Source organism: Cohnella mopanensis (assembly GCF_022352055.1).
Lineage (GTDB): Bacteria > Bacillota > Bacilli > Paenibacillales > Paenibacillaceae > Cohnella > Cohnella mopanensis.
Genome location: NZ_JAKRWM010000004.1, coordinates 1 through 13,257 on the forward strand (window position 1 = coordinate 1; position 13,257 = coordinate 13,257).

The following is a 13,257-nucleotide window of genomic DNA, read 5'->3' on the forward strand; positions in this document are numbered from 1 at the left end:
TTCTTACGCTCGATGTTCAGTTTTCAAAGAACAATTTGTTTCGTTTTTCGTTGAGCACTGCGTTAACAGCGACTCAAATAATATATCACGTCCAGAAGATAGATGCAACTGTTTTTTTGAATCTTTTTCATTTCTTTATACGTTAACTATTGCGCGTATAAATTACTAGATAACAACAAAAAAATCGGAACGTCGGCGCAAGGCCAACGTTCCGATTATTAACTCAGCTAATTAGAGAATACTTCGCAAATGAACAACTGACGGTTTTGCCCCAGATTCACGATCTGTCCATTGACCGATACCATCGGCCGGGTTGGATGATTGCGATCCGTAAACACGATTTCGCCGATACTCCCGTTGTTCAATTTCACGAATACGCCGTTATGAAATTGCGTCGTTCTCTCTATAAAGGTTTGCACGTATAAAGGGTCTAACTTACCGAACGAACCCGAGTGCAACTCTTCTAGTACGAGATAAGGAGATTCCGCCTTGCGATAATTCCGATTGGAAGTCATCGCATGATACATGTCGGCTATCGCGACAATTCTGGCATACGGATGTATTTTCTCCCCTTTAACCTTCATCGGGTACCCGCTGCCGTCAATTCGTTCATGATGTTGTAACGCCGTCAGCCATACGCCTTGATTCATCGATGTGCTTCCTTCTAGTAAACGGAAGCCGTACATCGTATGCTGCCTCATCTCTTGAATTTCTTCAGAAGTCAGTCGGGTAGGCTTGTTAAATATCGCTTGATCGACCTTTACATTGCCTATATCATGCAACAATCCCGCCATGGCTATCGGAAGCCAATCCTTCTCGGGGAATTTGTTCCACTTAGCCAATTGATAAGAGGTCATCGCGGAGAGCACGCTATTCCGGACCATAACGTCTACCGGGCCCGCCGGTTGCGGCGCATGGAACGTCAATACGTTGTAATCGTCCATATGTTCAATGAGCGCATTGAGACCATTACGCAAATCAAGCACCGGAAGCTTCTGCCCCGAACTCAACATGGACATAATCCGCTTAAACAGTTTCTCCATATTAAGAAACTCAAGTTGCAAGGAGGTCAGTTTAACAACCTCGACAGACGCAGCCATTTCATCTGCAGCCGTGTCTTGCTTCTGCTCTTCTAAACCGTGGCGTACCACATCTACGCTCTGGATCAGAAAAGCTTGTAAAATTTCCGTATCCCTCACCGAAAGCGTTCGGCCTTGTTGCAGCAGCACGCTTCCGAGAGCGGTTTGAACATCACTGCCCAATCGATCGCCAATCTGCACTTGTGTAATTGGAATAATCGGCATGCTGCTTCCTCCCTAGGCAATCCAGGAAGACAACTAGTTGTTGTCTTCTGATTCCGCTTCCGTTTCGCCTTCCGACTCTTCTGAATCCGAATCATCGCTTCGCGGAGCTCTCGCAACCGTAGCTACGGAATCATCATCGCGAATATTAATCAGCTTAACGCCCTGCGTAATCCGGCCCATCGTATTAATGCCAGACATACTCATACGAATTAACGTTCCGGAAGAGGTCATGATCATCAAGTCTTCGTCGTCATGAACAACCTTCAACCCGACGATCACTCCGTTCTTCTCCGTTACGTTCAAGGTTTTAATCCCTTTACCGCCACGAGTCTGAATCCGGTATTCGGTCATAGGCGTACGTTTACCATAGCCTTTCGCCGTAACGATCAACACTTCTTGCTCCGGAGCTACGATATCCATATCGATGACCTTGTCGTCCTCATCCAATTGGATCCCTTTAACTCCCGTTGCGGAGCGCCCCATAGCCCTAACATCTTGCTCCGAGAAGCGAATGGACATTCCTTGGCTAGTTCCCATAACGATCTCGCGTTCTCCGTCCGTCAGCTTAACGCCGATCAAGTCATCGTCATCGCGCAAGGAAATGGCGATCAAACCGACTTTACGAATGTTCGCGTAATCATCGAGAGGCGTCTTCTTCACGATACCGTTGCGGGTTGCGAAGAAGAGGAACTGGTTAGGTTCGAAAGATTCAACAGGGATGACGGCATTAATCGTCTCGCCTTGCTCAATCTGGATCAAATTGATGATCGGCGTACCCCGAGCCGTTCGGCTTAAATCCGGAATCTCATAGGCTTTCATCCGGAATACGCGGCCTTTGTTCGTGAAGAACAAGAGATAGTGATGGGTATTGGAGATGAATAGATTTTCAATGAAATCATCATCTTTGGTTCCCATCCCCATTATGCCTCTTCCCCCCCGCTTCTGGCTGCGGTAAGTCGAAACAGGAAGCCGCTTAATGTATCCTGTATGAGTCATCGTTACGACAACGTCATCGCGCGGAATAAGATCCTCGTCCAGAATCTCATCGTCGCTGATCGTGATTTCCGTACGACGCTCATCACCGAATTTCAGTTTAATTTCTTCGAGCTCATCGTGAATAATTGCATTTACGAGTTGCTCGTCGGCCAAGATGGCTTTATATTCGGCAATCTTCACTTGCAGTTCGTTATATTCCTGTTCGATCTTCTCGCGTTCCAGTCCGGTGAGGCGTTGCAGACGCATGTCCAGAATCGCCTGAGCCTGGTCGGCCGAGAGTCCGAATCTTGTAATTAAGCCTTCGCGAGCCTCTTCCGCAGTCCGCGATGCGCGTATGAGCGCGATGACTTCGTCCAGATGATCCAACGCGATGCGCAAGCCTTCCAAGATGTGCGCCCGCGCTTCCGCCTTCTTCAGATCGTATTCCGTACGCCGTCTAATGACCTCAACCTGATGCTTGATGTAGTGATAAAGTACATCTCTTAGGTTAAGAACCTTAGGCTCGTTATTCACAAGCGCAAGCATGTTAACCCCGAAGCTTGTCTGCATTTGGGTTTGCTTGTACAGGTTATTAAGCACAACCGTCGGCGTTACGTCTCTTCTAAGTTCGATGACGATACGCATTCCGTTACGGTCAGATTCGTCGCGAAGATCGGTAATTCCGTCAATCTTCTTCTCGCGCACGAGTTCCGCGATTTTCTCGACGAGTCTCGCTTTATTGACCTGGTATGGAATTTCGTGAACGAGAATACGTGCTTTGCCGTTATTCTCCTCGATCGAAGCCCGCGCACGCATCGTTACCGATCCACGGCCCGTTGCATAGGCTTGTCGAATGCCGACCTTACCAAGAATTAGACCCGCCGTCGGGAAGTCTGGCCCCTTAATGTACTCCATCAGATCATAAGGTGTCAGCTCCGGATCGCGAAGCAAAGCTTGCGTTCCTTCGATGACCTCCCGCAAGTTGTGAGGAGGAATATTCGTTGCCATCCCTACTGCGATACCGGTATTCCCGTTAACGAGTAAGTTTGGATATCTTGCCGGCAATACGACGGGCTCAATTTCTTCGCCATCGTAGTTCGGTCTGTAATCGATAGTTTCCTTGTTGATGTCACGGAGCATCTCCATGGCGATCTTGGATAGACGCGCTTCCGTGTAACGCATAGCCGCCGCAAAGTCGCCGTCTACGGAACCGAAGTTCCCATGTCCGTCGACGAGCATGTAACGAAGCGAGAAGTCTTGCGCCATCCGTACCATGGCCTCGTAAATAGGGGAGTCACCATGCGGGTGATACTTACCGATAACCTCGCCGACGATTCTCGCCGACTTCTTGTAAGGCTTGTCCGGAGACATTCCGAGTTCCGACATCGCATACAGAATACGTCTATGAACCGGCTTCAAGCCATCGCGAACATCCGGCAAAGCCCGGCTAACGATAATGCTCATTGCGTAATCCATGAACGATTCCCGCATCTCGACCCCAATATCGCGGTCTCGGACTTGGGAGCGTTGTTCTTCCGACATGAAGATCCTCCTTAACCAATATACAAGCGGATAATTTGCTCTTGCACCATAACACCGCAAGGCCATTTCCGTCATAGATTAGAAAATATACAATAATTCCATTATACCATATTGACGAAGGGAAAGGTTGGATGATACCCGTATGTCCATTCGACGCGTCCGTAGCAAGAGAGCTAAGACCGACGCTCTTCTAGCCGATCCCGATCTTAGAAACGATGTCCCATCCACGAATGATTTCGGGCGGTCGACCGTCTCTCAGATGCTTGAACAACATGGGATGATTTATGTAAAACCGGTTAACGGCACTTTCGGCAATGGAGTCATTCGCGTAGAGATAAAGGCCGGCTCCCCTCTTCCTTATCGGTTCCAATCCGAAGAAACCAAATACTCCTTCGTTTCCTTCGACGAAATGTTCAACAAGCTCATCCTTGTGAAGAAAAACAAACCCTATTTAGCACAGCAAGGGATTCATCTGCTTACGCACTCCGGGAGGAGATTCGACCTGAGGGTGATGGTCCAGAAAAACCTTCAATCTCAATGGGAAACTACCGGAATGATCGGACGCGTCGCCCATCCTCGCAAGATCGTAACCAACTATCATGCCGGAGGTACGCCCATGCCGGTAAAAAAGTTGATGAACAATTTCCTGTCCGAGGAACAATGGAAACACTATGAAGCTCGTCTGCGCAAGCGGGGAATTGATATCGCTAACGCATTGGAGAAACGATTCCCAGGCCTTAAAGAAATCGGAATCGATATCGCCGTCGACCAAAACCTGAAACCTTGGATTCTCGAGGTCAATACGTTGCCGGATCCGTTCCTATTCAAGAAGTTGCCTAGCCGAACCGTCTTCCGAACCATCTATTCCTATGCGGTCGCTTATGGCCGATTCAGAGTCCGCAAACGCAAAGTGTAGTTCGCAGGGGGTATCTCACCTAGAGATACCCCCTGCTTCTTCATTCGTTGACCTTATACGTCAAGGTTCTTAACGAACTTCGCATATTGTTGAATGAATTCCCGACGAGGCTCAACGTTGTCGCCCATTAGGGTATCGAACATAAGATCCGCCTTCATCGCGTCTTCGATTCTAACCTGCAGCATCGTACGGCTGTCTGGATCCATCGTCGTTTCCCAAAGCTGGGTTCCATTCATCTCTCCCAAACCTTTGTAACGTTGAATGTTCAGCTTAGCGCCTTCCCCGAACTCGGCGATAATGACATCGCGTTCCTTCTCGCTCATCGCATAACGCACCGTCTTGTTACGTTCGATCTTGAAGAGCGGAGGCTGAGCGATATAAACGTATCCTTCTTCGATCAGCTTACGCATGTAGCGGTAGAAGAACGTTAGGATCAAGGTCCGAATATGGGCACCGTCGACGTCGGCATCGGTCATAATAATGATTTTGTGGTATCTGGCTTTCGTAATATCGAATTCATCGCTGATCCCGGTTCCAAGAGCCGTAATCATGGCGCGAATCTCAAGGTTGGAGAGAATCTTGTCCAGACGAGCTTTCTCGACGTTCAAGATTTTACCCCGAAGCGGCAAGATCGCTTGGAAATGACGATCGCGACCTAGCTTAGCCGAACCGCCCGCGGAGTCCCCTTCCACGATATAGATCTCGGAGATCGAAGCGTCCTTAGACGAACAATCTGCTAATTTACCCGGAAGCGAGCTAACTTCTAGCGCGCTCTTCCGACGGGTAAGTTCGCGAGCCTTACGCGCGGCTTCCCTAGCTCTAGCTGCTTGAAGTCCTTTTTCCATAACCTTCCGGGCAACTGCCGGATTCTCGTCCAGGAATTGCAGAAGCTTCTCGCTGAACAACGATTCCACGATTCCGCGCACTTCGCTGTTTCCGAGTTTCGTCTTCGTCTGGCCTTCGAACTGAGGCTCGGGGATTTTCACGGAAATAATCGCCGTTAATCCTTCCCTTACGTCATCGCCGGACAAATTCGATTCGCTTTCCTTAACGAAGCCCATCTTACGGGCGTAATCGTTAATAATCCGGGTAAGCGCACTCTTGAATCCCGATTCGTGCGTTCCGCCTTCATGGGTATTGATATTGTTCGCGAAGGAGTACAAATTCTCGGAATAACCGTCGTTATACTGCATCGCGATCTCGCATTGAATATGATCTCTGGATCCTTCCACGTAGATCGGATGCTCATGCATCGTCTCGCGCGTGCGATTCAAATACTTGACGAACTCCACGATTCCTCCGTCATAGTGGAACGAATCGCTCATGCCCGTACGCTCATCCTTGAGATTAATCTGAATTCCTTTATTCAGGAAAGCGAGCTCGCGAATCCGACCGACCAACACGTCGTACTCGTACACCGTCGTCTCGGTGAAAATCTCCGGATCCGGCTTAAATCTAGTTTGCGTTCCCGTCTCTTCAGTATCGCCGATGATCTTAATATCGTACTGCGGCGCGCCGCGGCGATACTCTTGCTGATGGATATGACCGTCGCGTTTAATGGTTACGATCACTTGCTCGGACAACGCGTTAACTACGGATACTCCAACCCCGTGCAATCCACCAGATACTTTATATCCTTCGCCGCCGAATTTACCGCCTGCATGAAGCACGGTCATAACAACTTCCAGCGTCGATTTCTGCAGCTTCGTATTTAGTCCGACTGGAATTCCCCGGCCATTATCGATAACAGTAATACTGTTGTCTTCATGAATAATGATATCGATCCGGTTGCAAAAGCCGGCCAACGCTTCGTCAATGCTATTATCGACGACTTCCCAGACAAGATGGTGCAATCCTTTACCGCTGGTAGAACCGATGTACATACCAGGACGTTTGCGGACCGCCTCCAAACCTTCCAGTACTTGAATCTGACTCTCGTCGTAAGTGTTTTGCTGTGAATTAACGGACAAACCTTCCACCGCCTTCTTTACGTAGCCGTTGCTAGTTATCGTTTCAGAAAATATAGATAAATGTTTCTCACCTATAAGTCCTTATATAAACGTATAGCCTTCCTGGGGAAGGCGATTATCGTCTATACTTATCCCTCCAAATAATGCGCCCTCTTCTTAAGCGTGGACGTCGATATTGGGGAATAATAAACTTTGTGCTCAGTTACGACTATCGATTTAGGATCTTCTTCTCCGATCATTTCCACTTCCTTGTTCTTCTGCGCATGAACGACGAATTGCCGCGACAGCTTAGAAGATTGCTCGATGGAAATATCAAAGATGGCTACGAGCTGCGAAGTTCGAATTATTTTTTCCCCGCCTAGATGGATATACACGGAGTTCCTCCCTACATTAGCGCAGCAATTTGCCGTCTCTTACGTGAAAAATAGAAGCTTCCTTCAACCGACTCATGTTGACGCTTTCCAAACCTGTTGTCGTTATGAAAGTCTGTACTCGGCTCTGAAATGTCTCGATAAGTTGAGTTTGACGGGTTTGATCCAACTCCGAGAGTACATCGTCCAACAGTAGCAACGGGTATTCCCCTATCTCTTCATGCATTAATTCTAATTCCGCCAATTTCAATGACAGAGCCGTCGTGCGTTGCTGGCCTTGGGATCCGAACGATTGAACATCCTTCCCGTTAATGGCGAAGCTCAGATCGTCCCTATGCGGTCCGGTCAGCGTCATGCCCCGTCTGAATTCCTGTTCCTTGTTCTGTGTTAACTTTAACATAAATTGTCCGAATAATGAAGTTTGATCTTGGTTATCCATACCAATCGAAGATCCGAACGAGGGTTTATACTCCACCGTAAAATGTTCGGTACCGCCGGTTATGCCGGCATGTATCTTCTCCGCCCACTTTTGTAACTGTACGATAAAGTTTTTCCTTTTTTGCATCATTTTAACACCTGTCGTCGCGAGTTGTTCATTCCACACGTCTAACATTTCCGGAGAGGCGCGATGAATGTCGGTCGACTTCAGGTAATTGTTCCGCTGCTGCAAAATTTTCTGATACTGCTGGAGATCATACAAATAACCGGGATGCACCTGGCCGATTTCCATGTCCATGAATCGGCGGCGCACGCCCGGTGCTCCCTTGACGATATCCAAATCTTCCGGTGCGAACAAGACCACGTTTAGCGTTCCCACGAAACCGCTAAGCTTGCGCTGCTCTAGTCCATTAACTTTGGCTTTCTTGCCTTGAGCAGACAACTGCAACTCAAGGCTGACATCGCCCAATTTACGGCTCATCTGGGCTTTAATGATCGCCGAGGACTGGCCCCAACCAATCAATTCTTTATCCTTCGAAGTTCGATGGGACTTCGTTAAGCTCAGCACATGAATCGCTTCGATCAGATTGGTTTTGCCTTGAGCGTTAGGCCCTATGAAAATATTGACCCCGCCCTCTGTCGAAAGCTTTAACGACTCATAATTGCGATACCCGTGAAGCTCCAACGTATTTAACTGCATGGATTATTCCCTCTCCACCTGACTTTGTAACCGTCAGATTAGGATTATCGGGTCGTTACCGTGAAAGATCCGCAACCTTCCACTTCAACGAGATCTCCGACTCTAAGCTTACGTCCTCTACGATTGTCAGGCTCACCGTTAATATTAACGCCGTTTTCCTGCAGGAAGTGTTTAACTTCTCCGCCCGTCCCTATACATTCTGCAAGCTTAAGAAATTGACCTAACGTGATGTAATCCGTCGAGATTCCGATATTTTTCATCTTAAGCGCCTCAATTCGTCGTTCTATACGGCAGGATCAGATGCAAGCTGTTCTCGTGGTCGTTCGGCTTAATGATGATCGGGCTCATTGCCCCGTTAAATCCGATAAATAGCTCTTCGCTATCAATGACTTTAAGAACGTCGAGCATATATTTGGAGTTAAATGCGATTTTGAGCGGTTCGCCGCGCATTTGGATAACGTTTAATTGCTCCGTTACTTTACCCAGCTCGGATGAACTAGAGGAAATTTCGATTCCTCCATTGTCCGTTGTTACCAGCCGTACGATGTTCGTTTTTTCTTCCCTCGAGAGCAAGTAAGCGCGATCGATGGAATCGCTGAGCGATTTTGTGTTCAGGACGAGTTCTGTTTTGAAGCTTTGCGGAATAATCTTGGAAGTATCCGGGTAAGTCCCGTCCAACATTCTCGAATAGAAGAGCACGTTGCCGAGCTTAAACAACACTTGATTCTCCGCTACGACAATATCCACCATCACATTCTGATCGGGGACGATTTTCGCCAATTCGTTCAATGTTTTACCTGAAATGACAATATTGGAAAATCGAACGTCATATAATTCTACCGGCGCTGAACGGCTAGCTAGACGGTGTCTGTCGGTAGCAACAAATTTGTATACCCCGTCATTCAAGTTCCATAATACCCCAGTCAAAATAGGCGTCGATTCGTTGGTGGTTACGGCAAATACGGTTTGACGGATCATGTCTCTTAGCAAGTCGCCGGGAATGGAAACCACTTGATCCTCTTGTACAGTCGGCAGAACTGGAAATTCTTCAGGGTCTAATCCTACTAACTGGATTTCCGTCGCTCCGGACGTAATTAACGTTTGGAATCGTTCGCCTACCTCGATATGAACTTCTTCGTGCGGGAGCTTCTTAATAATTTCAACGAAAAACTTCGCTGTTAATACAACGCTGCCGGAACGGGTTACCGTTGCAATCGTTTTGTTGGGCGTTTCAAGCGGAATGAAGCTTTGTATAGAAATGTCGGTATCGCTCGCTGTAAGGGTAATTCCGGTTAAGCTGGCATCTAATTTAATGCCGCTCAGAATTGGAATGGTCGTTCTTGACGCAACGGCTTTGGATACATGTTGAATGGCGTCGTTTAATTCGCCCCGTAAAATCGTCAACTTCATGGGTTCACCTCGTTAAGTTTGTAACAAGTCGGCGATAGCCGTTATTGCATGTATTGTAGCATGTTTAAATCTTTAAGTCGTAGTAGGTGCGGTGAATATGTGGATAACAGCGAAAAAGCTCGAAAATAACGCCTATCCACATGTGGACTCTTTGTGCATAGGCGTTTGGTGTCGGATTACGTTAAATTTTTGATTTTCTCGGTCAAGCTGTTGATAATTTTGTACAAATCTTGATCGACTTTGAGCAGCTGCGATATTTTCTCGTGAGCATGTATAACGGTAGTATGATCACGGCCTCCGAAAGCGTCCCCGATCTTAGGAAGTGAGTAATCGGTTAGCTCGCGGGATAAATACATGGCGATCTGCCGAGGGAATGCGACGGCTTTCGTCCGTTTGCGCGCCTTGAAATCTTCCAGCTTCAAACCGTAGTAGTCGCCGACTCGCTGCTGAATATCTTGCATCGTAACGAGTCTAGTTCGTCCTGTCGGCAGAATATCCTTCAACGCCTCAGCCGCCAAATGAGCGGAAATATCCTGATTCGTCAACGAGGAATAGGCCACGATACGTATCAAAGCCCCTTCCAGCTCCCGAATGTTGGAATCGATCATGTTGGCGATATACATCATCGCTTCGTTGGGGATATCGAGATTTTCCGCTTTCGCTTTCTTGCGAAGAATAGCGATCCTCGTTTCGAGATCCGGCGGTTGGATGTCGGTAATCAATCCCCATTCGAAACGGGAACGAAGCCGCTCTTCGAGCGTCGGAATCTCTTTAGGCGGTCGGTCACTGGAGATAACGATTTGCTTGTGCTCTTCATGCAACGCGTTAAAAGTATGGAAAAATTCCTCTTGCGTTCCCTCTTTGCCGGCCAGAAACTGAATATCGTCAATGAGCAGAACGTCGATGTTGCGATATTTGTTACGGAAGCTTTCGCCCCTGTTATCGCGGATCGCGTTAATGAATTCGTTGGTAAATTTCTCGGAAGAAAGGTACAGAACCTTCATATGAGGATTATGTTCGAGAATATAATGTCCGATGGCGTGCATGAGATGCGTTTTGCCTAATCCTACTCCTCCATACATGAAAAACGGGTTATAAGATTTGGCTGGCAATTCCGCTACGGCGAGGGACGCTGCGTGCGCAAAACGGTTGGCCGATCCGATGACGAACGTGTCGAACGTATATTTCGGGTTCAACATATGCATCATAGGTTCTTCATTTGCAGGCTGGCGAGTAATTTCCAATTGAGGCGCCGGTTCCGTGGCTTCGGGCGGACGTACTTCTTCTATTGAAAATTTAACTTCGACGGTTCTACCAATATAGTCGGAAAGCGTGGATGATACTAACTTGGTGTACCGCGTTTCGAGCCATTCGACGGCAAAAGTTGTCGGCGCGGTAACAACGACAACGTTATCGCTTAAGAAGGAAGCCTTCGTTGCTTTGAACCAGGTATCGAAGCTGGGCTTGCTGAGTTTCGTTTGGATGACCGACAACACTTGTTGCCAGACCTCATTGTTGCGGTTGTCCACGACAATTTCTCTCCTTTAACCCATCATAAGGACAAAAAATAAGCGGAGAACGTAAGGCCGAATTTGTGTTACGACCAGTTATCCACAATGTTCCCTGAATTATTTATAGGGATATCCACGAATATGGGGGTTTGTTCACAAAGTTATGCACAGGGTGTTAATAAAACGAGGGAAAATAGTGGGTATCCACCGGGAAAGTCTTGACTAATCATAGCAGACAAACCCTATAAATTCAACGAAATTCACCCTGTTATCCACAATTTCAAGAACTTGTGGATGAAAACTGTGCACAGCACAAGATATTGTTGATAAGATGTGCGGGAGTTCGACAATGTTCAACTTCAATCGTTAACAAGGTTAAAGCTTATGCACATGTTAATAAGTTCTATAGAAGAGAAATGGCTTTTCATTGACTTTTGGGCCCGTTCATGGTTTAATAAATGGACGTGAGTTTTTAAGTAAGGGGGTTGGAATCATGGGTCCTACATTTAAGCCGAATGTGAGCAAGCGTAAGAAGGTTCACGGTTTCCGTAGCCGTATGAGCTCGAAGAACGGTCGTAAAGTTCTTGCTGCTCGTCGTCATAAAGGTCGTAAAGTATTGACAGCCTAGTTAATGAAAGACCACTCGACGTGGTCTTTTTTTCTTTAGATTAATCGTTCAAAGTCAGGTTCCCAGAATGCTGGCTATTTCCGGTTCGGATGGAGCGGTGTGAGATGCATAGGAAGCTGCGCCTTCGGAAAAGAGAAGACTTCAATGTGGTCTACCGTTACGGCCGTTCGTTCGCGAACTCGCAGTTTGTGGTTTATTGGCGCAAACGGTCGCAACGGGGTACCTTCCGAATGGGAGTATCCGCGAGCAGTAAATTAGGCGGTGCTGTCGTAAGGAATCGATTAAGAAGAATGGTGAAGGAAATTGTCAGATTAAACGCGTCCAAGCTATTGGAGGACATGGATTTAATCTTGATCGTCCGCAAGCCCGCGCTATCTCTTCCATATAAAGAGATGGAGGGAAGCATTCTGCATGTCCTGCGGAAAGCGGGTTTATTGAAAGGTTCCAATCAGGGTGCCAAAGGTAAAATAACAACGTTACCGCGAGGTAATCGTCCGAATAACCAGAACGGAAAACAAGGCAAATAAGCTTTAGGCAGGTGGGTAAGCCTTAGCTTTTCTTTGCCTTCTTTCTTATGGTATAGTGGACATGAATAGTTATTGTTGTGGACTGATTACACTCAGTTTGGAAATGAATTTCACATTACGGCATGTCGGGCGTTCAAGAGGGGAGTTTTTAGTTTTGTTGCGAAATCGCAAATGGTTAATCGTTATCGGTGCTTTGTCACTGATGACATTGTTATCGGGCTGTACGCCGGCAACTCAGGCAATATCTACGGCACAAATGGCCGATAGCGGCTCATGGTGGACCAGAAACGTCGTTTATTGGTTCTCGACCATGCTGGATACTTTCGCGGATTGGTTTGGCGGTTCTTATGGTTTGTCGATATTATTGCTTACCATTATTGTAAGGACGATAATCCTTCCTCTAATGATTAAACAATACAAGAACACGAAAGCCATGCAAGCCCTTCAACCGGAAATGAAGAAGCTTCGCGAGAAGTACAAGGACGATCCGAAGAAACAACAAGAAGAAATGATGAAACTGTATCAGACCCACCAAGTTAATCCATTGGCGGGATGTTTACCGCTTATCGTTCAGATGCCTATCTTCATCGCGTTGTATAACTCGATCTACAAGAACATCGAGATTAGGGATCATACGTTCCTGGGACTCCAACTTGGAACATCGCCAAGTGGTTCGGGACATTGGTACTATTACGTCGTTCCTGTCGTTGCGGCTTGTACGACGTTGATTCAATCCATGATGATGTCTAAGCAACAAACGATGGTCGGACCGATGAAAGGTCTTATGTACATTTTCCCGGTCATGATTTTCGTAATGGCGATGAACTTCCCTATTGCTCTGCCTCTTTACTGGATTTACAGTAATATCTACACGATCGTTCAGAATTACTTTATGTACCGGAACTCTCCAAAACCAGTAGTTGAAGAAGCTTCTAAACCAAAACCAAAAAAGGGTAAAAGGTAAG

The 13,257-nt window shown here is 47.1% G+C and carries 12 protein-coding genes; 4 read left to right on the forward strand and 8 right to left on the reverse strand.

Features of this window, described 5'->3' with window-relative positions; translation table 11 throughout:
• Positions 1–227: 227 nt before the first annotated feature.
• Together L3D05_RS07405 and gyrA are read right to left on the reverse strand one after the other, a co-directional pair.
• Positions 228–1,304, reverse strand: coding sequence for an HD-GYP domain-containing protein (locus L3D05_RS07405; protein ID WP_239615391.1), 1,077 nt, complete (start codon positions 1,302–1,304; stop codon positions 228–230).
• 33 nt (positions 1,305–1,337) lie between these two features.
• Positions 1,338–3,821 (reverse strand): DNA gyrase subunit A, encoded by a 2,484-nt coding sequence (gyrA, locus tag L3D05_RS07410; protein WP_239615392.1) that lies wholly within the window; start codon positions 3,819–3,821, stop codon positions 1,338–1,340.
• A gap of 142 nt (positions 3,822–3,963) precedes the next feature.
• Here gyrA and L3D05_RS07415 point away from each other — a divergent pair, with 142 nt between their 5' ends.
• Complete coding sequence (locus tag L3D05_RS07415; protein WP_239615393.1) at positions 3,964–4,737, forward strand: YheC/YheD family protein; 774 nt, start codon at positions 3,964–3,966, stop codon at positions 4,735–4,737.
• Positions 4,738–4,790: 53 nt separating this feature from the next.
• Here the strand turns inward: L3D05_RS07415 and gyrB are convergent, their stop codons facing one another.
• From gyrB to dnaA, 6 genes are all read right to left on the reverse strand, one after another.
• Positions 4,791–6,707: a DNA topoisomerase (ATP-hydrolyzing) subunit B gene (gene gyrB / locus L3D05_RS07420; protein WP_239615394.1), complete on the reverse strand. Its 1,917-nt coding sequence runs from the start codon at positions 6,705–6,707 to the stop codon at positions 4,791–4,793.
• Positions 6,708–6,835: 128 nt separating this feature from the next.
• Positions 6,836–7,081, reverse strand: a complete 246-nt coding sequence (gene remB, locus L3D05_RS07425; RefSeq protein WP_182303596.1) for an extracellular matrix regulator RemB — start codon at positions 7,079–7,081, stop codon at positions 6,836–6,838.
• A 16-nt stretch (positions 7,082–7,097) separates the two neighbouring features.
• Entirely contained in the window at positions 7,098–8,216 is a 1,119-nt protein-coding gene (gene recF, locus L3D05_RS07430) for a DNA replication/repair protein RecF (RefSeq protein WP_239615395.1), read from the reverse strand.
• A gap of 44 nt (positions 8,217–8,260) precedes the next feature.
• A complete protein-coding gene (yaaA, locus tag L3D05_RS07435) occupies positions 8,261–8,476 on the reverse strand; it encodes a S4 domain-containing protein YaaA (protein ID WP_239615396.1) in 216 nt (71 codons plus the stop codon).
• Between the two features lie 10 nt (positions 8,477–8,486).
• Positions 8,487–9,626, reverse strand: coding sequence for a DNA polymerase III subunit beta (gene dnaN / locus L3D05_RS07440; protein WP_239615397.1), 1,140 nt, complete (start codon positions 9,624–9,626; stop codon positions 8,487–8,489).
• Positions 9,627–9,802: 176 nt separating this feature from the next.
• A complete protein-coding gene (gene dnaA, locus L3D05_RS07445) occupies positions 9,803–11,155 on the reverse strand; it encodes a chromosomal replication initiator protein DnaA (protein WP_239615398.1) in 1,353 nt (450 codons plus the stop codon).
• A gap of 475 nt (positions 11,156–11,630) precedes the next feature.
• On the opposite strand from dnaA, the gene rpmH reads away from it, so the two are divergent.
• The 3 genes from rpmH to L3D05_RS07460 all read left to right on the forward strand — a co-directional run bounded on the left by rpmH (position 11,631) and on the right by L3D05_RS07460 (position 13,256).
• Positions 11,631–11,765 (forward strand): 50S ribosomal protein L34, encoded by a 135-nt coding sequence (gene rpmH / locus L3D05_RS07450; protein WP_135152737.1) that lies wholly within the window; start codon positions 11,631–11,633, stop codon positions 11,763–11,765.
• A 104-nt stretch (positions 11,766–11,869) separates the two neighbouring features.
• Positions 11,870–12,292, forward strand: coding sequence for a ribonuclease P protein component (rnpA, locus tag L3D05_RS07455; protein WP_239615399.1), 423 nt, complete (start codon positions 11,870–11,872; stop codon positions 12,290–12,292).
• Between the two features lie 154 nt (positions 12,293–12,446).
• The gene (locus tag L3D05_RS07460) at positions 12,447–13,256 is read left to right on the forward strand and encodes a YidC/Oxa1 family membrane protein insertase (protein ID WP_439647934.1); all 810 of its coding nucleotides are present in this window, start codon (positions 12,447–12,449) and stop codon (positions 13,254–13,256) included.
• Position 13,257: the final 1 nt, after the last annotated feature.